Source organism: Pseudomonas sp. LBUM1647, from assembly GCF_059716175.1.
The window spans coordinates 6524429-6547270 of record NZ_CP166809.1 but is presented as its reverse complement, the minus strand read 5'-3'; the positions used below and the strand labels follow the sequence as shown (position 1 = coordinate 6547270).

Sequence of the window (22842 nt, the reverse complement as noted above, 5' to 3'; positions counted from 1 at the left end):
GATCGTGAATTGCATCAAAGCTAATCGATCTAAAAAAAGGCTAACAAATACCATTTAGGAATTAGCTTATGAGCCGGTGCCGGTGCCTGTGTCCCGGCTCAAGCGGTAGTGCGGAGCTAAATTCCTAAATGGTATGAAAAAGAATTGGGTGATTCTTTTTGGGTTTATGGCCCGACAAGGAAGGAATTTATTGGGGATTAGACCATGGTCGTAGACACACAAAGTTACGATTGACTTGTGGGTCACGGTCTGGCGCTAATCGCGGATCTTAGGATCCCGGGCATACGACCCAGGACCAAGAACACAAGAATTAGAAACGAGAGGAGCGAAACAATGAACAAGTCCACCTTGGCTCTGGGTGTGGCCGTGGCCGTCGGGGTTTTGGCGCAGCAGGCAGGCGCCGCGGGTTTCCTGGAAGACAGCAAGGCTTCCGTCAGTTCTCGCACCATGTATTACAACAACGATAACCGAGAAGGCGGTGCGGATCAGAGAGAGACCGCTGAAGGCCTCAAGTTCGATTATCTGTCAGGTTTCACCCCAGGTACTGTCGGCTTCGGTATAGACGCCCAGGCCCTCGTGGGTATCCATCTGGACGGTGGCAAGGGCCATCACCCTGACCCCAACACTTTCTTCCCAAGCGACACCGACCATTCGGCCGTGGACGAGTGGAGCCGTGCGGCGGCTAACGTCAAGGCTCGCTTCTCGAAGACCGAAGCCCACTTGGGTGGCGCTCTCCAACCGAACATGCCGATTCTGGTAGCGAACGACAGCCGCCTGCTGCCACAGACCTTTGACGGTGGCACCATCACCTCGAAGGAAATCGACAACGTGACCCTCAACGCGGGTCAGTTGGAACACTCGGCGGGTCGCGCCTCTTCAAACTCCACCGGCCTGGCCGTGGCTGGCGGTACTCAGGACAGCAATCAGTTCCGTTACGCCGGTGCTGACTGGAAGGTCACCAAGGACCTTACCCTGCAGTACTACCACTCGAATCTGAAGGATTACTACAAACAGGACTTCCTTGGCCTGATTCACGTTTTCCCGATCGATGCCAACCAGTCCTTCAAGACAGACTTGCGCTATTTTGACAGCAGCTCCGTTGGCAAGAACGGCGACGCCGGCTACCGCTTCAATAACAACAACGGTTTTGCCAGGACTCCGGGCGAGGTCGATAACAAGACCTGGAGCGCCATGTTCACCTACACCTTGGGTGGCAACGCATTCCTGCTCGGTCACCAGCGCGTCAACGATGACGGCGGTTTCGTCTACCTGAACCAGGGCAATGTTGTGGATGGCAATGGTCGTCCGGAAGCGAACGGTGGCGCGAGCTTCTACCTGTTCACCGACGCCATGATTAACGGCTTTGTCCGTGCCGGTGAAAACACGACCTTCGGCCAGTACTCCTATGACTTCGCTGCGCTGGGTGTGCCGGGCCTGAAAACCTCTATTGCCTACCTGCACGGCGACAACATCAAAGCAACGAACGGTAGTGGTCCTGATTCGTCCGAGTGGGAACGCGACATGCGGATCGACTACACCATCCAGCAGGGCGCCCTTAAAGGCTTCGGCGTGACGGTGCGTAATGGCGTCTACCGTGGGAGTGAAGTCTCCAACAACCCCGATGTTGACCAGACCCGTCTGATCTTCAACTACACCTACAGCTTCCTCTAAAAGCCACCGGAAAAGCCTCGCCTGTAAGCGAGGTTTTTTTGTGTTTCTCAATATTCCAATTAGAGCTTACGTAGTAATTTTTTATTCTTTTTAGCTTTTAAGCCAAACGCCTAAAGTGGGTGGCATACGAGCCGATACCTTGGGTCCCGACTCCGAGTAATAGCGCGAAGCTATATTCCTGGATGGCATGAAAACTAATGAAATAATTCTTTTTGTGTTTATCATGCGGGCAAAAATCACAGGGTCAGGCCATCGCCGTACTCACACGGTCTGGCACTAACCGAGTATTTCAGGATCCAGGGCATTCGACCCAGGACCTCAAAAATTAGAAACGATAGGAGCGAAACAAATGAACAAGTCCACCTTGGCCCTGGCTGTGGCCGTAGGGGTTTTGGCGCAGCAGGCAGGCGCCGCCGGTTTCATCGAAGACAGCAAAGCTACTTTGGGGCTGCGTAACTTCTACATCAATAACGATAACCGTGATTCGGGCACCAAAGCTGCCGGCGCCCAGAACAAGAACGAAGAATGGGGCCAAGGCTTCGACCTGCGCTTCATCTCCGGCTACACCCAGGGCACCGTCGGCTTTGGTATCGATGCTATCGGCCTGTTGGGCGTGCGTCTGGATTCCGGCGGTGGCACTAATGGTGCGAGCCCTGCAACTGCCACGAACTATGGTTCTTATGGCGGTACTGTTTTTCCAAGCAAGTCCAACGGCGAAGCAGTTGATAACTTCTCCAGCCTGGGCCTGACTGCCAAAGCCAAGATTTCCCAGACCGAACTGAAATTGGGCACCCTGCAGCCAAAACTGCCGGTGATCGTGACCAACGACGGTCGTCTGCTGCCGCAAACCTTCCAGGGCGGTCAGGTCACTTCGAACGAGATCAAGGACCTGACACTGGTCGGGGGTCAGATCGAGCACGTAAAGGGTCGTAACTCCAGCAACAACGAAGAGTTGTCGATCGCTGGTGCTAACGGTCGTACTGCATCCGGTCGTGACAGCAACAAGTTCATCTACGGTGGTGGCGACTACAAAATCACCAAAGACCTGACTGCCCAGTACTACTACGGCAACCTGGAAGATTTCTACAAGCAACACTTCCTGGGTCTGGTTCACAACTGGTCGATCGGTCCTGGTGTGCTGAAGTCTGACTTGCGTTACTTCAACAGCTCTGACGATGGTGCCAACGGCAACGACTCGACTTACTACAGCTCCGGTAACTATCAGGGCTTCCGCGCTGGTCGGGGCAAAGTTGACAACAACCTTTACAGCGGCCTGTTCCTGTACTCCGTTGCCGGTCACACCTTTGGTGGCGGTTACCAGGTCAGCAACGGTAGCAGCGATTTCCCTTGGTTGAACCAGGGTGATGGCTCGTCGGCTTACATCATTACCGATTCGCAGATTGCCAAGTTCGCCCGTGCCGGCGAACGTACCTGGCAAGCTCGCTACTCGTATGACTTCGCCAAGGTTGGCTTGCCAGGCGCCACTGCCGGCATCGTTTACCTGCGCGGTGACAACATCGACACCATCAGCAGCTCCAGCACCGCAGTGGCCGGCTCCGGCCGTTCCGAATGGGAACGCGACCTGACCCTGGCATACGTAGTCCAGGAAGGCCCACTGAAAAACCTGGGCCTCACGTGGAAAAACGCCATGTGGCGCAACGACGTCCCAGGCCAACGCGACCAGGACGAAAACCGTCTGATCGTCAGCTACTCGATCCCGCTGTTGTAATAGCGCTCGCGTAACCGCTGAAAAAAAGCCCCGCCCGGCATCTCGCCGGGCGGGGCTTTTGCGTTTTCAAGTCAGGCTCACCCCCGTAAACCCTCCTCGACATTTCCCTCTTTGTGCAGCAACTCAAGGCCTTCTCGAACCTTGTGGGCGATAGTCGTCCTGACCGCTGCCGAGGTCCAGTGAACACATTTTTAATATTCATTTAAGATCTAAACAAATCGATATTTATTCTTTTTAACGAATAAGAAATGCAGGCACAGTTGACCTCAACAAGCACTCACCAGGAGCAGCACCATGAGCCTCAGACTGGGCGATATCGCCCCCGACTTTGAACAGGATTCCAGCGCCGGTACCCTCCGTTTCCACGAATGGCTGGGCGATAGCTGGGGCGTGCTGTTTTCCCACCCGGCGGACTTCACCCCGGTGTGCACCACGGAGTTGGGCTTCACTGCCAAGCTCAAGGACGAGTTTGCCCAGCGCGGTGTGAAAGCCATTGCCCTGTCCGTGGACCCGGTGGACTCGCACCACAAGTGGATCGAAGACATCAACGAAACCCAGAACACCCTCGTCAACTTCCCGATCCTCGCCGACGCCGACCGCAAGGTCTCGGACCTCTACGACCTGATCCACCCGAACGCCAACGACACCCTGACCGTACGCTCGCTGTTCGTGATCGACCCGAACAAAAAGGTACGGCTGACCATGACCTACCCGGCGAGCACCGGCCGTAACTTCCATGAAATTCTGCGGGTGATCGACTCGCTGCAACTCACCGACAACTACAAGGTGGCCACCCCGGCCAACTGGCAGGACGGTGATGAAGTAGTGATCGTGCCGTCGCTCAAGGACGAAGATGAAATCAAGAAACGCTTTCCCAAGGGCTATCGCGCGGTGAAGCCGTACCTGCGTCTGACGCCACAGCCGAACAGGTAAACCATTTAACCTTGGCGGTGTGGCTCAAATCGCTATCGCGAGCAAGCTCGCTCCCACATTGGATCGCGTTTTACCTGTGGGAGCGAGCTTGCTCGCGATGACGGCATACCAGGCGCACCGCAGAGTTCAGTTTGAACCGTATCCACAAAGCAGGGGATTTCAGGCCGTTTTTACGGCCTATTTTTTTGCCTGGGAAAAGACATTACGTATAGATCAGTAAAGAATAACCAAATGAATAAATATGATTTATGGATATAACAATCACCTGTTAAGGTCACTTCCATCAAAGCGAGATCGCAAACCGCGAATCGCCAACACCGTTCAAGGAATCCTCTGAATGCTGGTCGTCTCACTCGGTGGCAGTCCCAGCCAACGCTCCCGTTCCGGGGTGCTTCTGGAACGCTCCCAACGCTGGTTGCAGGAGCAAGGTGTGGAAGTGGTGAGTTACCAGGTGCGGGACTTCCCGGCCGAAGACTTGCTGCATGCACGCTTCGACAGCCCGAAGGTGATCGACCTGCTGCAGCAGATTGAAAACGCCGATGGCCTGCTGATCGCCACGCCGGTCTACAAAGCGTCGTTCTCCGGCGCATTGAAAACCGTGCTGGATTTGCTGCCCGAACGCGCCCTGGCCCACAAGGTGGTGTTGCCAATGGCCACCGGCGGCAGCATCGCCCACATGCTGGCGGTGGATTACGCGCTCAAGCCTGTGTTGTCGGCGTTGAAGGCCCAGGAAATGCTCCACGGGATTTTCGCCGTAGACAGCCAGATCGCTTACGGCGAAGGCAGCGTCCAGGCGCAGTTGGCACCGGAGCTGGAAGAAAGACTGAGTGAATCGCTGGAGCTGTTTTTCAGCGCCATGGCCCGACGGCCCAAGCCGATCGATCCGAACCTGTTGAATGAACGTTTGTTGAGTGCTCGCTGGAGCATTTAAGCCTCACCCGAATTAGAAGTACTCACCTTACTCAGCCGCCAACGGCCAAGCAGGTGCAGCCAAAACCCAACTGCAAAAAGGAGAGCGCCATGCGCACTGTCATTTTGCGTCGTGGTCTGGTCGCTCTGTTTGCTGCGGCTGTAACCTTCGGCGCCATTACTCAAGCTCAAGCCGAGACTCTTCGGATCGGTTATCAAAAGTACGGCACCCTGGTGCTGCTCAAAGCCAAAGGGACTTTGGAAAAACGCCTCGCCGCCCAAGGCGTGGACGTGCAATGGACTGAATTCCCCGGCGGCCCGCAACTGCTCGAAGGCCTGAACGTCGGCTCCATCGACTTCGGCGTTACCGGTGAAACGCCACCGGTATTCGCTCAAGCAGCCGGCGCCGATCTGCTCTACGTCGCCTACGAACCGCCTGCGCCTCACAGCGAAGCGATCCTGGTGCCGAAGGACTCGGCGATCAAATCGGTGCAGGACCTCAAGGGCAAGAAAGTCGTCCTGAACAAAGGCTCCAACGTTCACTACCTGCTGGTCCGCGCACTGGAAGATGCCGGCCTCAAATACACCGACATCCAGACCGTATTCCTGCCGCCGGCCGATGCCCGCGCCGCGTTCGAACGTGGCAGCGTCGATGCCTGGGTGATCTGGGACCCGTACCAGGCCGCCGCCGAACAACAGTTGCAGGCACGCACCCTGCGTGATGGCCAAGGCATCGTCGACAACCATCAGTTCTACCTGGCGACCAAGCCATACGCGCAGAAAAATCCTGAGGTGATCAAGACCCTCGTGGAAGAAGTGCGCGCTGTCGGCGAATGGTCCAAGGCCAATCCGGAAGACGTGACCAAACAAGTCTCGCCACTGCTCGGCCTGCCGGCGGACATCACCCTGACTTCGGTGAAACGCCAGGGCTACGGCGCGTTGTTCCTCACGCCTGAAGTGGTCGCTGCGCAACAGAAAATCGCCGACAGCTTCTACCAGCTCAAGTTGATTCCAAAGCCGCTGAGCATCAAAGACGTGATCTGGACGCCACCGGCGGCCGTTGCCAAAGCTCAGTAATTCGAATCCCTAAGGAGACCACTCCATGAGCCTCAATATCTTCTGGTTCCTGCCTACCCACGGCGACGGCCATTACCTTGGCACCGCCGAAGGCGCTCGCGCCGTCGACCACGGTTATCTGCAACAAGTCGCTCAGGCGGCGGATCGCCTGGGCTTCGGCGGGGTGCTGATTCCCACTGGTCGCTCCTGCGAAGACTCGTGGCTGGTGGCGGCGTCGCTGATCCCGGTGACCCAGCGTCTGAAGTTCCTCGTCGCCCTGCGCCCCGGGATCATTTCCCCGACGGTGGCAGCGCGTCAGGCTGCGACGCTGGATCGTCTGTCCGGCGGCCGTGCGTTGTTCAACCTGGTAACCGGCGGTGATCCGGAAGAATTGGCCGGCGACGGTTTGTTCCTGACTCACGAAGAGCGCTATCAAGCCTCGGTGGAATTCACCCGCATCTGGCGCCGCGTGCTGGAAGGCGAAACCGTCGATTACGACGGTCAGCACATCAGCGTGAAGGGCGCGAAGTTGCTCTACCCGCCGATCCAGCAACCGCGCCCGCCGCTGTACTTCGGTGGTTCTTCGGAAGCGGCGCAAGACCTTGCGGCAGAGCAGGTCGAAATGGTCCTGACCTGGGGCGAACCTCCGGCCGCTGTTGCCGAGAAGATCGAACAAGTACGCGCCAAAGCCGCGAAGCTCGGGCGCACCGTGCGCTTCGGCATTCGTTTGCATGTGATCGTTCGTGAAACCAATGCCGAAGCCTGGCAAGCGGCGGATCGGCTGATCTCTCATCTGGATGACGAAACCATCGCTCGCGCCCAGGCTTCTCTGGCGCGCTTCGACTCGGTGGGCCAGCAGCGCATGGCCGCGCTGCATGGCGGCAGCCGTGACAACCTGGAAGTCAGTCCCAACCTGTGGGCCGGTGTCGGCCTGGTGCGTGGCGGTGCCGGTACAGCATTAGTGGGCGACGGTCCGACCGTGGCCGCCCGCGTGAAGGAATACGCGGACCTGGGCATCGACACGTTCATCTTCTCCGGTTATCCACACCTGGAAGAGTCTTACCGCGTTGCCGAGTTGCTGTTCCCGCACCTGGACATCGAGCGTCCAGAGTTGCCGAAAAGCGCCGGTTACGTCAGCCCGTTTGGTGAGATGGTCGCCAACGACATCCTCCCCAAAGCCGCGTCGCAGAGCTGAGGCGCGCCATGAAGAGACTTATCCATAACCTTGCGCCCTGGGCGTTGCCGGTGTTGCTGCTGGCGGTGTGGCAGTTGTCGGTGTCGGCGGGCTGGTTGTCGACGCGGATTCTGCCAGCGCCAATCGCCGTCATCGAAGCCGGCGTCAGCCTGGTGCGCAGCGGTGAAATCTGGACGCACCTGGCAATCAGCGGCTGGCGCGCGGCGCTGGGCTTCACCATCGGCGGCAGCATCGGTCTGGCGCTTGGCTTCATCACCGGCCTGTCGAAATGGGGCGAACGCCTGCTCGACAGCTCGGTGCAGATGATCCGCAACGTGCCTCACCTGGCGCTGATTCCACTGGTGATCCTATGGTTCGGCATCGACGAGTCGGCGAAGATTTTCCTGGTGGCGTTGGGCACGTTGTTCCCGATCTACCTCAACACCTATCACGGCATTCGCAACGTCGATCCCGCGTTGGTGGAAATGTCCCGCAGTTATGGCTTGTCCGGTTTCAGCCTGTTCCGTCAGGTGATTCTGCCGGGCGCGCTGCCTTCGATTCTGGTCGGCGTGCGGTTTGCGCTGGGCTTCATGTGGCTGACGTTGATCGTCGCGGAAACCATTTCCGCCAGCTCCGGCATCGGCTACCTGGCGATGAATGCCCGGGAGTTCTTGCAGACTGACGTGGTGGTACTGGCGATTCTTTTGTACGCCGTGCTCGGCAAACTCGCCGACCTCGCGGCCCGTGGACTTGAACGCGTGTGGTTGCGCTGGCACCCGGCCTATCAGGTTGTTAAAGGAGGTGCGGCATGACGGCTCAACAACCTCCACGCCTGCTGCGCGGGATTCCGCTGGTGGTGCGCAAACTGCAAAAAACCTTCGGCTCGCGGCAAGTGCTGCGCGAGATCGATCTGCACATCCCGGCCGGTCAGTTTGTCGCCGTGGTCGGTCGTAGCGGTTGCGGCAAAAGTACCTTGCTGCGCTTGCTCGCCGGTCTCGACAAACCCACGGGCGGTGAATTGCTCGCGGGCTCCGCGCCGCTGAGTGATGCGCGGGAAGACACCCGATTGATGTTCCAGGAAGCGCGTTTGCTGCCATGGAAAAAGGTCATCGACAACGTCGGCCTCGGGCTCAAGGGCAACTGGCGTCCACAAGCGCTGGAAGCCTTGGAGTCAGTCGGTCTGGCCGACCGCGCCAATGAGTGGCCGGCGGCCTTGTCCGGCGGCCAGAAGCAACGCGTGGCCCTGGCCCGCGCGCTGATCCATCAACCGCGGTTGCTGTTGCTGGACGAACCGCTGGGCGCACTGGATGCCCTGACCCGAATTGAAATGCAGCAGCTGATCGAACGGCTCTGGCAGAAGCACGGTTTCACCGTGTTGCTGGTCACCCATGATGTCAGTGAAGCGGTGGCGATTGCCGATCGGGTGATCCTGATCGAAGAGGGCGAAGTCGGCCTCGACCTGCACGTTGAGTTGCCGCGCCCTCGGGTTCGCGGCTCCCATCGGCTGGCGGCGCTGGAAACCGAAGTCCTCAATCGCGTGCTGGCGTTGCCCGGCGAACCGCCGGCACCAGAACCTGTTTCACCATTGCCCACGCAATTGCGCTGGGCTCAATAACTCAAGCCTTATCCAACGACAGGAATCAACATCATGACGATCAAAGCCATCAACGTTCGTAACCAGTTCAAAGGCTCCATCAAGGAAATCGTGCTCGGCGACGTGCTGTCCGAAATCGACGTACAGACCGCATCCGGCATCGTCACCTCGGTGATCACCACTCGCTCTGTGAAAGAGCTGGAACTGGTGGTCGGCAGCGAAGTGATCGCGTTTGTGAAATCCACCGAGGTGTCGATCGCCAAGTTGTAAGCGCATGCATTGCGCACAACCCCGAAGGGCGTGAACCCTTCGGGGTTTTTTATGCTCGGGTGTTCAGGGCTCGGGTGCGCAGCGCCAACCGGCTACGGGCGCATAGGTGCCGAGTGAAGACAACAGGCGTGGGTCGCTGAATAGCTCGCTGGCGTTTGGATCGATGTCTGCCGGCAACAGTGGCTGGCCGACCTGCATCGGCAGTGTGGAATAGTCGATGTGCCACGGCGATTGTCCGGCGTGGTGACGGCCAAAGGAAAGTTCGCAGGCGAGCCGTTCTTGTACGGTGGCCAAGTCGATGTGTTCACGCAAATGGCCGCCGGGATTCAGCGCAACGGCACGGCTGGCGGCGAACAGAAAGTAGTCACCGGCCAGCACCAGGCAGGCAACGCGCGCTGGATCATCGACCGCCTGCAACCACTGGCCGCGACAGGTGCCGCGAGAGTCCGGCAGCCGCTCCCAGATCTCGTAGTAGCTGTCGTCCAGGGCGGTTTCGATCAGGCGCTCGCTGGTTTCGAAATGCATGCGCCCGATGTCTTCTTCGGTGCTGACCGGCTGATAGTCGAGTTTGCGATGCCACTGGCAAATGTCTCCGTTGACCTCGGTTACGCCAGCGAAGCCTTTTTGCTCGCTCAGGGTCAGCAAGTCAGCGTGACTCAGTTGCTCCAGCGGCAGCGCCGCAAGTGTTGCCGGCGGGATGCGCAGGTCGGCAAACAAACGCGGGGTTTGCAGCCAGTACACAGCCGTTTCGCTGTCGACGCGCCCCGACTGGAACTTGATCAGGCGTCGTTGCCACACGCCAAGGTAGTTGTCTGGAACGTTCGCCATGAACACCTCGTTGCGTTATGCGTCGCGCTTGGACAGGTAGGGCGGCAAATACAGGCCCAGATAAGCATCGAATACCCGCATGCCTTCTTCGGCCATGCGTGGGGTGATCTGTCCGTGTTGTTGCACCGAGCGCGCATAGACGCGGTCGCCGAGCTCCATGGCCAGGGCAAACACATCGACGTCGGTCGGAAGCTTCGGCAATTCGAAGTGATGATCGAAGAGTTTGTGCATCAGGTCGCCGAGTTCGATGTCGTGCTGACGGTCGGCCTGGGTGACTTCGGTCAAACCGTGCTGGGCAAGAATGAGCTGGCGGGCGGCGGCATCGTCGCTGTAGATCGCGAGCATGCGTTGTTCCACCAGTCGCGACAGATCACGCCAGCCGTGGAGGGCGTCGTGGTCGATGGGCGCTTGCAGGCAGGCACGGAATGCCGCGTGGACGTCGGCCGTCAGGGCTTCGAGCAGCGCCGGGACGCTGGCGAAGAAATGGTAGACGGAGGAGGGCGGGATCTCCGCGCGTTCGGCGACGCTATAGATCGACAGGCTGGCCACGCCCTCGGCAGCCAGCAGCGTGCGGGCGGCATCGAGTATCGAATCGATCCGGGCCTGGCTGCGGGCGCGGGGCTTGCGTGGGGTGGCGAGTCGGGTCATTGAAGTCTCCTGCGGGGCAGCGGGCATTGTACGCAGATCCATATAGCGACGATTACCCCTGTGGCGAGGGGATTTATCCCCGTTCGGCTGCGAAGCAGTCGCAAAACCTTTGTACGCGATACCCCTGAAACACCACAGCTGCAGACTTTGGGGCCGCTTCGCGACCCAACGGGGCGGTGCGACGTTCGCTAAATCCCCTCGCCACAAAGTTAGTGTTCGGACATAAAAACGCCGCAAGCTGTGAAGCCTGCGGCGTTGTTTTTACTGCAACCGCTTACACGGTATGCAGGTACCAGTTGTACTCGAGGTCGGAGATGGAGTGTTCGAACTCCTCCAGCTCGCTCTCTTTACACGCGACGAAGATATCGATGTATTTCGGATCGATGTACTTGGCCATGACTTCGCTGTCGTCCAGCTCGCGCAATGCATCGCGCAGGTTGTTCGGCAGGCTTTGCTCGTTCTGCTCGTAGGAGTTGCCTTCCACGGGTGCGCCTGGCTCGATCTTGTTGGTCAGGCCGTGGTGCACGCCTGCCAGGACCGAAGCCATCAGCAGGTACGGGTTGGCATCGGCACCGGCAACGCGGTGTTCCAGACGGACCGCGTCGGCGGAACCAGTCGGCACACGCACCGCAACAGTACGGTTGTCCAGACCCCAGCACGGTGCATTCGGCACGTAGAACTGTGCGCCGAAACGACGGTAGGAGTTGACGTTCGGGCAGAGGAAAGCCATCTGCGCCGGTAGGGTCTCGAGCACACCGCCGATCGCGTGACGCAGTGCGGCGTTCTGCTCGGGATCCTCACTGGCAAAAATGTTTTTGCCATCTTTATCAAGAATCGAGATATGGACGTGCAGACCGTTGCCCGCCTGGCCCGGGTAAGGCTTGGCCATGAAGGTGGTATCCATCTCATGGTCGTAGGCGATGTTTTTGATCAGACGCTTGAGCAGGACCGCGTAGTCGCAGGCCTTGATCGGGTCGGCAACGTGGTGCAGGTTCACTTCGAACTGCGCCGGGGCACTTTCCTTGACGATCGCGTCGGCAGGGATGCCTTGCTCTTTCGCACCTTCCAGAATGTCCTGGAGGCAGTCGACGTATTCGTCGAGGTCGTCGATCAGGTAAACCTGTGTCGAATGCGGGCGCTTGCCGGAGATCGGCGAGCGAGGCGGTTGTGGGCGACCGTTCACGTTCTCCTGGTCGATCAGGTAGAACTCCAGTTCGAACGCGGCGCAGATGGTCAGACCCATCTCGTCGAACTTGGCAACAACTTGACGCAGAACTTCACGGGGATCCGCGAAGAAAGGTTCACCTTCAAGTTCGTGCATGGTCATTAACAGTTGCGCGGTAGGGCGCTTCTGCCAAGGCTCGTTGCACAGGGTGTCAGGGATTGGATAGCAGATTCGGTCAGCATCGCCGATGTCCAGACCCAGACCGGTGCTTTCCACCGTCGAGCCATTGATATCCAGAGCAAATAGAGAGGCCGGCAGGTTGATGCCTTTCTCGTAAACCTTGTGGAGGCTGGTGCGTTCAATGCGCTTGCCGCGCACCACACCATTCATATCCGCAATCAGAAGGTCAACGTACAGAACCTCAGGATGTTCCTTAAGGAACGCGTTCGCTTCGTTAAGCTGAACGGCACGCGGGGGTACCGACATGATGCAACACCTTTGTTGTTAAAAATATCAATCATTGATCTCTTCGGATTCCAGTCAACCCGAACGGCATGCCGAAGTCAAGTAAGGCCTTTTTTGCCCTAAAAAAGCGCTCGCAGGGCTTTTTTGAGGCACTTTGGGGCGTTTTTTTGCCTTTGACCATCTTGGCACCCGCACATTTGAGCGGGCCGTGTTGTATTTTTTACGGGGGTGTTGTGTAAAAAAATGAACAAGGCTAAGCTCGATTCAAACCCATAACACCAATAATACCGGGGTGCTTCATGTCTCGCCTGCCGTTAATCGGCGTCACCGCCTGCTCTAAGCAGATCGGTCTGCATGCTTATCACATCAGTGGCGACAAGTACGTCCGCGCCGTGGCCTCAGCGGCCAAGGGCCTGCCGGTGATTCTTCCGTCCCTGGCCGATTTGCTGGCACCGTCCGATATTCTGGACGGTCTGGATGGCATCCTCTTTACAGGCTCTCCTTCCAATATAGAACCGTTTCACTATAGCGGCCCCGCCAGCGCGCCGGGCACTGCTCATGATTCTGCACGCGATGCCACCACTCTCCCGTTGATCCGCGCCGCAGTCGAGGCCGGTATTCCCGTGCTCGGTATTTGCCGCGGCTTCCAGGAAATGAATGTGGCGTTCGGCGGCAGCCTGCATCAAAAAGTCCACGAAGCCGGTCCATTCATGGATCACCGTGAAGACGATAGCCTACCGCTCGAAGGACAGTATGCGCCAAGTCACCCGGTGCACATTCAACCGGGTGGTGTGCTCGCAGGTCTGGGCCTGGCGAGCGAGATACATGTCAATTCGATTCATGGTCAGGGCGTTGAACGTCTGGCACCGGGCCTTTGCGTCGAGGCCTTGGCTCCTGACGGGTTGATCGAGGCAGTCTCGGTCCCGCAGGGCAAAGGTTTTGCTTTGGGAGTGCAATGGCATCCCGAATGGCAGGTAAGCTCAAACCCGGATTACCTTGCGATCTTCCAGGCATTTGGCGATGCCTGCCGTAAGCGCGCATTACAACGCGACGCCGATGCGTCAAACAATGCCTGACTTATAGAGTCAGGAAACCAAGCCTAAGAGGCATTTATGAGTAACAACCTCGACCAGCTCACCGATTGGTTGAAAGACCACAAGATCACAGAAGTCGAATGCATGATCGCCGACTTGACCGGGATCACCCGGGGCAAGATTTCGCCGACCAACAAGTTCATTGCCGAAAAAGGCATGCGCCTGCCCGAGAGCGTTCTGTTGCAGACCGTGACCGGCGACTATGTCGAAGACGACATCTATTACGAACTGCTCGACCCGGCCGACATCGACATGATCTGCCGCCCCGACCAGAACGCGGTATTCCTTGTGCCTTGGGCCATCGAGCCCACCGCTCAGGTGATCCACGACACCTACGACAAGCAAGGCAACCCGATCGAGCTGTCGCCGCGCAACGTGCTCAAAAAGGTGCTGAAACTCTATTCCGACAAGGGCTGGCAGCCGATCGTGGCGCCAGAAATGGAGTTCTACCTGACCAAGCGCTGCGAAGACCCGGACTTCCCGTTGCAACCGCCGATTGGCCGTTCAGGTCGCCCGGAAACCGGCCGCCAGTCCTTCTCGATTGAAGCGGCGAACGAATTCGATCCGCTGTTCGAAGACGTCTACGACTGGTGCGAATTGCAGGAGTTGGACCTCGACACGCTGATTCACGAGGACGGCACGGCGCAGATGGAAATCAACTTCCGTCACGGCGATGCCCTGTCCCTGGCCGACCAGATCCTGGTGTTCAAGCGCACCATGCGCGAAGCCGCGCTCAAGCACAACGTGGCCGCCACCTTCATGGCCAAGCCCATGACTGGCGAGCCGGGCAGCGCGATGCACTTGCACCAGAGCATCATCGACATTGAAACCGGCAAGAACGTCTTCTCCAATGAAGACGGGAGCATGAGCCAGTTGTTCCTGAACCACATCGGTGGTTTGCAGAAACTGATCCCCGAGCTGTTGCCGCTGTTCGCGCCGAACGTGAACTCGTTCCGCCGCTTCCTGCCGGACACCTCGGCACCGGTGAACGTGGAGTGGGGCGAAGAGAACCGCACCGTGGGCCTGCGGGTTCCGGATGCCGGACCGCAAAACCGTCGGGTGGAAAACCGCCTGCCGGGCGCCGACGCCAACCCGTACCTGGCGATTGCCGCGAGCCTGCTCTGCGGTTACATCGGCATGGTCGAAGGCATCAATCCGAGTGCGCCGGTGGTGGGCCGTGGCTATGAACGCCGCAACCTGCGCCTGCCACTGACCATCGAAGACGCGCTGGAACGCATGGAACACAGCGCGACTATCGAGAAATACCTGGGCAAGAAATTCATCACTGGCTACGTCGCGGTCAAGCGGGCCGAGCATGAAAACTTCAAGCGCGTGATCAGTTCGTGGGAGCGGGAATTCCTGCTCTTCGCCGTCTGATGCGCCGGGCGCCGCTGCACTTGGCGGCGCTCTCACTGAAAATCTTAGGAGAATTCGCATGACCAGCAACAACCCGCAAACCCGTGAATGGCAAACCCTGAGCAACGATCACCACCTGGCGCCGTTCAGCGATTTCAAGCAGCTGAAAGAGAAAGGCCCGCGGATCATCACCAGCGCCAAGGGCGTTTACCTCTGGGACAGCGAAGGCAACAAGATCCTCGACGGCATGGCCGGCCTGTGGTGCGTGGCGATCGGCTACGGTCGCGATGAACTGGCCGATGCCGCCAGTAAACAAATGCGCGAACTGCCTTACTACAACCTGTTCTTCCAGACGGCTCACCCGCCGGTGCTGGAACTGGCCAAAGCCATCGCCGACATCGCGCCACAAGGCATGAACCACGTGTTCTTCACCGGTTCCGGTTCCGAAGGCAACGACACCATGCTGCGTATGGTTCGTCACTACTGGGCGATCAAAGGCCAGCCGAAGAAGAAAGTCATCATCAGCCGCAAGAACGGCTATCACGGTTCCACCGTGGCGGGCGCGAGCCTGGGTGGCATGACCTACATGCACGAACAAGGCGACTTGCCGATCCCGGGCATCGTCCACATCGCGCAGCCGTACTGGTTTGCTGAAGGCGGCGAGATGACACCGGAAGAGTTCGGTATCTGGGCGGCCAATCAGCTGGAAGAGAAGATTCTGGAAGTCGGCGTGGACAACGTCGGTGCCTTTATTGCCGAGCCGATCCAGGGTGCCGGCGGCGTGATCATTCCGCCAGACACCTACTGGCCGCGCATCAAGGAAATCCTCGCCAAGTACGACATCCTGTTCGTGGCGGACGAAGTGATCTGTGGTTTCGGCCGTACCGGTGAGTGGTTCGGTGCCGATTTCTACGACCTCAAACCCGACATGATGACCATCGCCAAAGGCCTGACGTCCGGCTACATCCCTATGGGTGGCCTGATCGTGCGTGACGAAGTGGTTGCGGTGCTCAACGAAGGTGGCGATTTCAACCACGGTTTCACCTATTCCGGGCACCCGGTGGCCGCTGCGGTGGCACTGGAGAACATCCGCATCCTGCGCGAAGAAAAAATTATCGAGCGCGTTCATGCAGAAACGGCACCCTATTTGCAAAAGCGTCTACGGGAACTGAACGATCACCCGTTGGTGGGGGAAGTGCGTGGGGTGGGGCTGCTGGGGGCGATCGAGCTGGTGCAGGACAAGGCCACTCGCAAGCGTTACGAAGGCAAGGGCGCTGGCATGATTTGCCGCACGTTCTGCTTCGAAAACGGCCTGATCATGCGCGCCGTCGGCGACACCATGATCATCGCTCCGCCACTGGTGATTACACCGGCTGAAATCGATGAGTTGGTGACCAAGGCACGCAAGTGTCTGGACCTGACCCTGAGTGCATTGCAGGGCTAAGTGCTAGGCTCTGAGCGGGGTGTGAAGTTCGCATTTCGCTCAGAGCAAACAAAGGATGGGTCTTTCCTTGAAAGCCTGCCTTGGATCTTGCCAGACTACCGGTTGTTTTTAGCTGCCCAGGAATAGGCCGCTGGCTCTTGGTTAACAAGAACGTGGTTAAAAAGAAAAATTGGAGCATTACCCATGAAGGCATTAGGTATGAAGATAGCTGGCAAGACCCTCCTCGCCATGTCCCTGATGGGCGTGATGGCGGGCGCAGTTCAGGCGGATGACAAGGTTCTTCACGTGTACAACTGGTCCGATTACATCGCACCGGATACCGTCAAGAAGTTCGAAGCCGAGTCGGGGATCAAGGTTGTTTACGACGTATTCGACAGTAACGAAACCCTGGAAGCCAAGTTGCTGGCAGGCAAGTCCGGCTACGACATCGTCGTACCGTCGAACAACTTCCTGGCCAAGCAAATCAAGGCCGGCGTTTACCAGAAGCTGGACAAATCCAAGCTGCCTAACTGGAAGAACCTGAACCCTGACCTGCTCAAAGCGGTATCGGTGAGCGACCCGGGCAACGAACATGCTTTCCCGTACATGTGGGGTTCGATAGGCATCGGTTTCAACGCCGAGAAGGTCAAGGCAGCACTGGGTGCCGATGCACCAACCAATTCCTGGGACCTGATCTTCAAACCTGAAAACGCCGCCAAGCTGAAGTCGTGCGGTATCAGTTTCCTCGATTCGCCAACCGAGATGATTCCGGTGGCGTTGCACTACCTGGGCTATCCAACCGACAGCCAGGACAAAAAACAACTGGCCGAAGCCGAAGCACTGTTCCTGAAGATTCGTCCTTCGGTGGGCTACTTCCACTCGTCCAAGTACATCTCCGACCTGGCCAACGGCAACATCTGCGTGGCCGTCGGTTACTCGGGTGACATCTACCAGGCCAAGTCCCGCGCGGCTGAAGCCGGTGACAAGGTGAAAGTCAGCTACAACATTCCGAAAGAAGGTGCAGGCAGCTTCTACGACATGGTCGCCATCCCTAAAGATGCCGAAAACGTCGAAGGCGCCTACAAGTTCATGACCTTCCTGCAGAAGCCGGAAATCATGGCTGAAATCACCAACGCCGTACGCTTCCCGAACGGTAACGCGGCAGCCACCGCATTGGTCGATAAAGACATCACCGCCGACCCAGGCATCTACCCGCCGGCAGACGTGCTGGCCAAGCTGTACGCGATTGCCGACTTGCCGGCCGCGACCCAGCGGATCCTGACTCGTAGCTGGACCAAGATCAAATCGGGTAAATAAGTAAAACCCTGTAGCAGCTGCCGAAGGCTGCGTTGAGGTCCGAAGGACCTCCGCTTTTCGACAGCACAACGGCTCCGCAGTTGAACGCAGCCTGCGGCAGCTGCTACAGATCTTCATAAAGTTTGCTGGAACGGTTTTTCGAGGGTAAGTTGCGCGCCGGTTTTGTTGCCAGGCAGCCATGGCTGTCATGTAACGCGGGGCAACTTGGGCCCAACTAATTTTAGAGGACCTCCACGTGCCTATTTTTTCTTTGTTGCGCAATGCACTGCTGGTCGGCGCCGGGCTGACGCTTGCCGTTAGTGTCCAGGCGGCTGGCACTGTGCATATTTATAACTGGTCGGACTACATCGGTTCGACGACGCTGGCCGACTTCCAGAAAGAGACCGGCATCAAACCGGTTTATGACGTTTTCGATTCTAACGAAACCCTGGAAGGCAAGTTGCTGGCCGGGCGTACCGGTTATGACGTGGTCGTGCCGTCCAACCACTTCCTCGGCAAGCAGATCAAGGCCGGTGCTTTCCAGAAGCTCGACAAGTCCAAGCTCACCAACTATGCCAACCTCGACCCGGTGCTGCTCAAGCGCCTGGAGCAAAACGATCCGGGTAACCAGTACGCCGTGCCGTATCTGTGGGGCACCAACGGCATCGGTTACAACGTCGACAAAGTGAAGGCTGTACTGGGCCTCGACAAGATCGATTCCTGGGATGTGGTGTTCGAGCCGGAAAACATCAAGAAACTGCACAGCTGTGGCGTGGCGTTCCTCGACTCTGCCGATGAAATGATGCCCACGGTCCTCAACTACATGGGCCTGAACGCCAACAGCACCAACCCCGAAGACTACAAAAAGGCCGAAGCGAAGTTGCTGGCGGTGCGGCCATACGTGACCTATTTCCACTCGTCCAAATACATCGCGGACCTGGCCAACGGCGACATCTGCGTCGCGATCGGTTTTTCCGGCGACATGTTCCAGGCCAAGGCCCGCGCGGCTGAAGCCGGCAAAGGCATGAACATCGCCTACTCGATTCCGAAAGAGGGCGGCGCGCTCTGGTTCGACATGCTGGCGATCCCCAAGGATGCGGCCAACGTCAAGGAAGCCCATGCCTTCATCAACTATTTGCTGAAACCCGAGGTGATCGCCCAGGTCAGTGATTACGTGGGTTACGCCAACCCGAACCCAGGGTCGGACACACTGATGGAACAGTCCATTCGCACCGACGAATCGGTTTATCCACCGCAAGCCGTCCTCGACAAGACTTACGTGTCTATCGAGTTACCACCAAACATTCAACGTTTGATGACCCGCAGCTGGACCAAGGTCAAGTCGGGTAAATAGCTACAAGGCTCAAACTATCCAAGGTTCGCCCACCTCGGGCGAACTGCAAATTTTGTTGGGAGTTTCGTAAATGGCAGTTGCCTCCGGCGCCTATAAGAAAGCCCTCGAGGGCGACCAATCACCTAAACAGGTGTTGGTCAAAATCGACCGGGTCACGAAGAAGTTCGACGAGACGATTGCCGTGGACGATGTGTCCCTGGAAATCAAGAAAGGCGAGATTTTCGCCCTGCTCGGCGGTTCGGGATCGGGCAAATCCACGTTGCTGCGCATGCTCGCAGGCTTCGAACGGCCCACGGAGGGGCGCATTTTCCTCGATGGCGTAGACATCACCGACATGCCGCCGTACGAGCGGCCGATCAACATGATGTTCCAGTCCTACGCCTTGTTCCCGCACATGACCGTGGCGCAGAACATCGCCTTCGGCCTCAAGCAGGACAAAATCCCCGCAGCTGAAGTCGATGCCCGTGTCGCGGACATGCTCAAGCTGGTTCAGATGACGCAGTACGCGAAGCGCAAGCCGCATCAGTTGTCCGGTGGCCAGCGTCAGCGTGTGGCCCTGGCGCGTTCCCTGGCCAAGCGGCCGAAGCTGTTGCTGCTCGACGAACCGATGGGTGCTCTGGACAAGAAGCTGCGTTCGCAAATGCAGCTTGAGCTTGTCGAGATCATCGAGCGGGTCGGCGTAACCTGCGTCATGGTGACCCACGACCAGGAAGAGGCCATGACCATGGCCGAGCGCATCGCGATCATGCACCTGGGCTGGATCGCCCAGATCGGCAGCCCGATCGACATCTACGAAACCCCGACCAGCCGCCTGGTCTGCGAGTTCATCGGCAACGTCAACATCTTCGACGGTGAAGTGATCGACGATGCCGAAGGCCACGCAATCATCACCTGCAAGGACCTGGATCGTCAGATTTACGTGGGCCACGGCATCAGCACGTCGGTGCAGGACAAATCCGTGACCTACGCGATCCGTCCGGAAAAACTGCTGGTGACGCCGACCATGCCGACCTGCGAATACAACTGGTCCAGCGGCAAGGTGCACGACATCGCCTACCTCGGTGGCCACTCGGTGTTCTACGTCGAACTGCCAAGCGGCAAGATCGTCCAGTCTTTCGTCGCCAATGCCGAGCGGCGCGGTCAGCGCCCAACCTGGGGTGACCAGGTGTACGTGTATTGGGAAGACGACAGCGGCGTGGTACTTCGCTCATGAACATGCGCAAATTCAAACGCCGCCTCAATCGAATAATTCCCGGTGGCCGCCAGCTGGTCATCGGGGTTCCGTTCATCTGGCTGTTCCTGTTCTTCATGCTGCCGTTCTTCATCGTCCTGAAGATCAGCTTCGCCGAAGCCGACGTGGCCATTCCGCCGTACACCGAAATCTACAGCTACCTCGACCAAAAAGTGCAGTTGCTGCTTAACCTGAGCAACTACGCGATGCTGGCCGGCGACGAGTTGTACATCGCCGCCTACCTTGGCTCGTTGAAGATGGCGTTGATCAGTACCGTCCTCTGTTTGCTGATCGGCTACCCGATGGCCTACGCCATCGCCAGTGCCCGCAAAGAGATGCAAACGGTGCTGGTGCTGCTGATCATGATGCCGACCTGGACCGCGATCCTGATCCGCGTTTACGCGTGGATGGGCATCCTCAGCAACAACGGTCTGCTCAATGGTTTCCTGATGACCATGGGCTGGATCGACGAACCGCTGCAGATCCTCAACACCAACCTCGCGGTGTACATCGGCGTGGTTTATTCATACCTGCCGTTCATGATCCTGCCGCTCTACGCCAACCTGGTGAAGCACGACAACAGCCTGCTGGAAGCCGCGTCCGACCTGGGTTCTAGCACGTTCAACAGCTTCTGGAAGATCACCATTCCGCTGTCCAAGAACGGCATCGTCGCGGGCTGCATGCTGGTGTTCATCCCGGTGGTAGGCGAGTTCGTGATCCCGGAACTGCTCGGCGGCCCGGAAACCCTGATGATCGGTAAAGTGCTCTGGCAAGAGTTCTTCAACAACCGTGACTGGCCGGTGGCGTCTGCCCTGGCGGTGGTGATGCTGGCGATCCTGATTGTGCCGATCATCCTGTTCAACCGTAGTCAGGCCAAAGAAATGGAGGGTAAAGAATGAAGCGCTTCCGTTTCTCAAGTTTCATGCTGGTTGCGGGTTTGCTGTTCATCTACGCGCCGATGCTGATCCTGGTGATCTACTCGTTCAACGCCTCGAAACTGGTAACGGTGTGGGGTGGCTGGTCGATCAAGTGGTACGTCGGCTTGATGGACAACACCCAACTGATGGGCTCGGTGGTGCGCTCGCTGGAAATCGCCTGCTACACGGCGGTGGCGGCGGTGGCGCTGGGGACGTTGGCGGCATTCGTGCTGACGCGTATCACCCACTTCAAGGGTCGCACGCTGTTCGGTGGCCTGGTCACCGCGCCGCTGGTGATGCCTGAAGTAATCACCGGTCTGTCGCTGTTGCTGCTGTTCGTGGCGATGGCGCAGATGATCGGTTGGCCGCAGGAGCGCGGCATCATCACCATCTGGATCGCCCACACCACGTTCTGTGCGGCGTATGTGGCAGTGGTGGTCTCGGCGCGTTTGCGTGAGCTGGACCTGTCCATCGAAGAAGCGGCCATGGACCTGGGTGCGCGGCCGTGGAAGGTGTTCTTCCTGATCACCATCCCGATGATCGCGCCATCGTTGGGGGCTGGCGGCATGATGTCGTTCGCCTTGTCCCTGGATGACCTGGTGTTGGCGAGCTTCGTGTCCGGTCCGGGTTCCACAACCCTGCCTATGGAAGTGTTCTCGGCGGTGCGTCTGGGCGTGAAACCCGAGATCAACGCCGTGGCCAGTCTGATTTTGCTGGCGGTATCGCTGATGACGTTCCTGGTCTGGTTCTTCAGCCGTCGTGCTGAAGAAAGTCGCAAACGTGCGATTCAGCAGGCGATCGAAGAAGGTGCTGCCGACTCCTGGAAACAGCCGGATGTGCGTCGCGCCCAGCAGGCGCCGGAAGCGGCTTAACAGCAAAAGATCGGAGCCTGCGGCAGCTCCTACAGGGGAATGAGTTTTCCTGTAGGAGCTGCCGCAGGCTGCGATCTTTTGACTTTATGGGTTAGGCGATCCAAGGCGACTTGCGGATGATCTCCACGAAGTTCATCGGCTTGAAACCTGGCTCGCTGTCGACCAGCACATCCGCGTTTACGGTGCCAAAAGTGGTGTCCGGCTTATGTTTGAAGCCATTGGCAAACGCACACAGGATGCACTCCTTGAACCCTTCGCCACGCGGGTGGGCATGCACCACTGCTTCGCGTTGCGCGCTGGGGAACGCTGCGTAATCGATGCCCAACACATCCATTTCAACGCCAGCGGTGACCAGCGCCACATTAGGCCGCAGGTGTTGCGGCACGCCCGGTGTGGTGTGCAGGGCAATCGACAACCAGACCTGCTCGATATCGTCGTCGGACAAACCGTAAGGCTTGAGGAATGCTTTGGCTGCGTTGGCGCTATCGACTTCGAAGCGCTCGTCGTCAGTGCGATGACCTTCCACCAGACCCAAGTCATGGAACATCGCGCCGACGTACAACAGTTCGGGGTTGTAGGCCAGTTGCTTGCGTACACCGCTCAAGGCACCGAACAGAAACACCCGGCGCGAGTGGTGATACAGCAGGTCTGATTCGACGTCGCGAATGTATTCCGTGGTGGCCTTGGCCAACGCGCTGTCGGGGATTTTGATACCGGCGATGGTGCTGCTCATGGTGCTTTCCTCGTGGGGAACGCCGTGGCGGCGCTGATGGGTTCAGTCTGTCCGCGCACCCGAAACCGGACAATCGATCCATGGCTGCGATCCCGGCCAATGAGCATGCATATCGCGCCAACCT

The 22842-nt window shown here is 58.3% G+C and carries 21 protein-coding genes; 17 read left to right on the top strand and 4 right to left on the bottom strand.

Going from position 1 to position 22842, the window contains the following annotated elements:
* Positions 1-333 precede the first annotated feature (333 nt).
* The 9 genes from ACA059_RS30295 to ACA059_RS30255 all read left to right on the top strand — a co-directional run bounded on the left by ACA059_RS30295 (position 334) and on the right by ACA059_RS30255 (position 9336).
* Positions 334-1671 carry an OprD family porin gene (locus tag ACA059_RS30295; RefSeq protein WP_497632034.1) on the top strand — a complete coding sequence of 446 codons (1338 nt, stop codon included), beginning with the start codon at positions 334-336 and terminating at the stop codon, positions 1669-1671.
* A 349-nt stretch (positions 1672-2020) separates the two neighbouring features.
* Positions 2021-3400: an OprD family porin gene (locus ACA059_RS30290; protein ID WP_497632032.1), complete on the top strand. Its 1380-nt coding sequence runs from the start codon at positions 2021-2023 to the stop codon at positions 3398-3400.
* A gap of 294 nt (positions 3401-3694) precedes the next feature.
* On the top strand, positions 3695-4333 hold the full coding sequence (locus ACA059_RS30285) for a peroxiredoxin (protein ID WP_497632030.1): 639 nt from the start codon (positions 3695-3697) through the stop codon (positions 4331-4333).
* A gap of 337 nt (positions 4334-4670) precedes the next feature.
* Complete coding sequence (gene ssuE / locus ACA059_RS30280) at positions 4671-5264, top strand: NADPH-dependent FMN reductase (RefSeq protein WP_497632029.1); 594 nt, start codon at positions 4671-4673, stop codon at positions 5262-5264.
* Between the two features lie 89 nt (positions 5265-5353).
* The gene (locus ACA059_RS30275) at positions 5354-6319 is read left to right on the top strand and encodes a sulfonate ABC transporter substrate-binding protein (RefSeq protein ID WP_008150438.1); all 966 of its coding nucleotides are present in this window, start codon (positions 5354-5356) and stop codon (positions 6317-6319) included.
* A 25-nt stretch (positions 6320-6344) separates the two neighbouring features.
* Positions 6345-7493 carry an FMNH2-dependent alkanesulfonate monooxygenase gene (gene ssuD / locus ACA059_RS30270; protein WP_154856029.1) on the top strand — a complete coding sequence of 383 codons (1149 nt, stop codon included), beginning with the start codon at positions 6345-6347 and terminating at the stop codon, positions 7491-7493.
* Positions 7494-7501: 8 nt separating this feature from the next.
* The gene (gene ssuC, locus ACA059_RS30265) at positions 7502-8284 is read left to right on the top strand and encodes an aliphatic sulfonate ABC transporter permease SsuC (protein WP_497632026.1); all 783 of its coding nucleotides are present in this window, start codon (positions 7502-7504) and stop codon (positions 8282-8284) included.
* Positions 8281-9087 (top strand): aliphatic sulfonates ABC transporter ATP-binding protein, encoded by an 807-nt coding sequence (ssuB, locus tag ACA059_RS30260; protein ID WP_214379635.1) that lies wholly within the window; start codon positions 8281-8283, stop codon positions 9085-9087. Before ssuC ends, ssuB begins: the two co-directional genes overlap by 4 nt.
* A gap of 33 nt (positions 9088-9120) precedes the next feature.
* On the top strand, positions 9121-9336 hold the full coding sequence (locus tag ACA059_RS30255; RefSeq protein ID WP_003229256.1) for a TOBE domain-containing protein: 216 nt from the start codon (positions 9121-9123) through the stop codon (positions 9334-9336).
* Positions 9337-9399: 63 nt separating this feature from the next.
* Here the strand turns inward: ACA059_RS30255 and ACA059_RS30250 are convergent, their stop codons facing one another.
* The 3 genes from ACA059_RS30250 to ACA059_RS30240 form a co-directional block, all read right to left on the bottom strand.
* Positions 9400-10164 carry a hypothetical protein gene (locus ACA059_RS30250; RefSeq protein WP_497632025.1) on the bottom strand — a complete coding sequence of 255 codons (765 nt, stop codon included), beginning with the start codon at positions 10162-10164 and terminating at the stop codon, positions 9400-9402.
* A 15-nt stretch (positions 10165-10179) separates the two neighbouring features.
* On the bottom strand, positions 10180-10812 hold the full coding sequence (locus ACA059_RS30245) for a TetR/AcrR family transcriptional regulator (RefSeq protein ID WP_497632023.1): 633 nt from the start codon (positions 10810-10812) through the stop codon (positions 10180-10182).
* A gap of 274 nt (positions 10813-11086) precedes the next feature.
* Entirely contained in the window at positions 11087-12463 is a 1377-nt protein-coding gene (locus ACA059_RS30240) for a glutamine synthetase family protein (protein ID WP_008150449.1), read from the bottom strand.
* Positions 12464-12741: 278 nt separating this feature from the next.
* Here ACA059_RS30240 and ACA059_RS30235 point away from each other — a divergent pair, with 278 nt between their 5' ends.
* The 8 genes from ACA059_RS30235 (at position 12742) to ACA059_RS30200 (ending at position 21985) form a co-directional block, all read left to right on the top strand.
* Entirely contained in the window at positions 12742-13518 is a 777-nt protein-coding gene (locus ACA059_RS30235; RefSeq protein ID WP_497269167.1) for a gamma-glutamyl-gamma-aminobutyrate hydrolase family protein, read from the top strand.
* 36 nt (positions 13519-13554) lie between these two features.
* Positions 13555-14913 (top strand): glutamine synthetase family protein, encoded by a 1359-nt coding sequence (locus tag ACA059_RS30230; RefSeq protein WP_497632022.1) that lies wholly within the window; start codon positions 13555-13557, stop codon positions 14911-14913.
* 58 nt (positions 14914-14971) lie between these two features.
* Positions 14972-16336 carry an aspartate aminotransferase family protein gene (locus ACA059_RS30225; RefSeq protein ID WP_497632021.1) on the top strand — a complete coding sequence of 455 codons (1365 nt, stop codon included), beginning with the start codon at positions 14972-14974 and terminating at the stop codon, positions 16334-16336.
* A 198-nt stretch (positions 16337-16534) separates the two neighbouring features.
* A complete protein-coding gene (locus ACA059_RS30220) occupies positions 16535-17632 on the top strand; it encodes a polyamine ABC transporter substrate-binding protein (protein ID WP_497634749.1) in 1098 nt (365 codons plus the stop codon).
* A gap of 235 nt (positions 17633-17867) precedes the next feature.
* A complete protein-coding gene (locus tag ACA059_RS30215) occupies positions 17868-18965 on the top strand; it encodes a polyamine ABC transporter substrate-binding protein (protein ID WP_497632020.1) in 1098 nt (365 codons plus the stop codon).
* A gap of 70 nt (positions 18966-19035) precedes the next feature.
* The gene (locus tag ACA059_RS30210) at positions 19036-20178 is read left to right on the top strand and encodes an ABC transporter ATP-binding protein (protein WP_111448387.1); all 1143 of its coding nucleotides are present in this window, start codon (positions 19036-19038) and stop codon (positions 20176-20178) included.
* Positions 20175-21095, top strand: a complete 921-nt coding sequence (locus ACA059_RS30205; RefSeq protein WP_046053747.1) for an ABC transporter permease subunit — start codon at positions 20175-20177, stop codon at positions 21093-21095. Before ACA059_RS30210 ends, ACA059_RS30205 begins: the two co-directional genes overlap by 4 nt.
* Positions 21092-21985, top strand: coding sequence for an ABC transporter permease subunit (locus ACA059_RS30200; RefSeq protein WP_347802446.1), 894 nt, complete (start codon positions 21092-21094; stop codon positions 21983-21985). The genes ACA059_RS30205 and ACA059_RS30200 overlap by 4 nt, the downstream gene beginning before the upstream one ends.
* A 91-nt stretch (positions 21986-22076) precedes the next feature.
* On the opposite strand, the gene ACA059_RS30195 is transcribed toward ACA059_RS30200, so the two are convergent.
* Positions 22077-22718 carry an HD domain-containing protein gene (locus ACA059_RS30195; RefSeq protein ID WP_497632018.1) on the bottom strand — a complete coding sequence of 214 codons (642 nt, stop codon included), beginning with the start codon at positions 22716-22718 and terminating at the stop codon, positions 22077-22079.
* Between the last annotated feature and the right edge of the window lie 124 nt (positions 22719-22842).

Bases quoted from the DNA above. Each gene is read 5' to 3' on its own strand.
- ACA059_RS30295 (WP_497632034.1), top strand. From the start codon at position 334: ATGAACAAGTCCACCTTGGCTCTGGGTGTGGCCGTGGCCGTCGGGGTT.
- ACA059_RS30290 (WP_497632032.1), top strand. From the start codon at position 2,021: ATGAACAAGTCCACCTTGGCCCTGGCTGTGGCCGTAGGGGTTTTGGCG.
- ACA059_RS30285 (WP_497632030.1), top strand. From the start codon at position 3,695: ATGAGCCTCAGACTGGGCGATATCGCCCCCGACTTTGAACAGGATTCC.
- ssuE (WP_497632029.1), top strand. From the start codon at position 4,671: ATGCTGGTCGTCTCACTCGGTGGCAGTCCCAGCCAACGCTCCCGTTCC.
- ACA059_RS30275 (WP_008150438.1), top strand. From the start codon at position 5,354: ATGCGCACTGTCATTTTGCGTCGTGGTCTGGTCGCTCTGTTTGCTGCG.
- ssuD (WP_154856029.1), top strand. From the start codon at position 6,345: ATGAGCCTCAATATCTTCTGGTTCCTGCCTACCCACGGCGACGGCCAT.
- ssuC (WP_497632026.1), top strand. From the start codon at position 7,502: ATGAAGAGACTTATCCATAACCTTGCGCCCTGGGCGTTGCCGGTGTTG.
- ssuB (WP_214379635.1), top strand. From the start codon at position 8,281: ATGACGGCTCAACAACCTCCACGCCTGCTGCGCGGGATTCCGCTGGTG.
- ACA059_RS30255 (WP_003229256.1), top strand. From the start codon at position 9,121: ATGACGATCAAAGCCATCAACGTTCGTAACCAGTTCAAAGGCTCCATC.
- ACA059_RS30250 (WP_497632025.1), bottom strand. From the start codon at position 10,164: ATGGCGAACGTTCCAGACAACTACCTTGGCGTGTGGCAACGACGCCTG.
- ACA059_RS30245 (WP_497632023.1), bottom strand. From the start codon at position 10,812: ATGACCCGACTCGCCACCCCACGCAAGCCCCGCGCCCGCAGCCAGGCC.
- ACA059_RS30240 (WP_008150449.1), bottom strand. From the start codon at position 12,463: ATGTCGGTACCCCCGCGTGCCGTTCAGCTTAACGAAGCGAACGCGTTC.
- ACA059_RS30235 (WP_497269167.1), top strand. From the start codon at position 12,742: ATGTCTCGCCTGCCGTTAATCGGCGTCACCGCCTGCTCTAAGCAGATC.
- ACA059_RS30230 (WP_497632022.1), top strand. From the start codon at position 13,555: ATGAGTAACAACCTCGACCAGCTCACCGATTGGTTGAAAGACCACAAG.
- ACA059_RS30225 (WP_497632021.1), top strand. From the start codon at position 14,972: ATGACCAGCAACAACCCGCAAACCCGTGAATGGCAAACCCTGAGCAAC.
- ACA059_RS30220 (WP_497634749.1), top strand. From the start codon at position 16,535: ATGAAGATAGCTGGCAAGACCCTCCTCGCCATGTCCCTGATGGGCGTG.
- ACA059_RS30210 (WP_111448387.1), top strand. From the start codon at position 19,036: ATGGCAGTTGCCTCCGGCGCCTATAAGAAAGCCCTCGAGGGCGACCAA.
- ACA059_RS30205 (WP_046053747.1), top strand. From the start codon at position 20,175: ATGAACATGCGCAAATTCAAACGCCGCCTCAATCGAATAATTCCCGGT.
- ACA059_RS30200 (WP_347802446.1), top strand. From the start codon at position 21,092: ATGAAGCGCTTCCGTTTCTCAAGTTTCATGCTGGTTGCGGGTTTGCTG.
- ACA059_RS30195 (WP_497632018.1), bottom strand. From the start codon at position 22,718: ATGAGCAGCACCATCGCCGGTATCAAAATCCCCGACAGCGCGTTGGCC.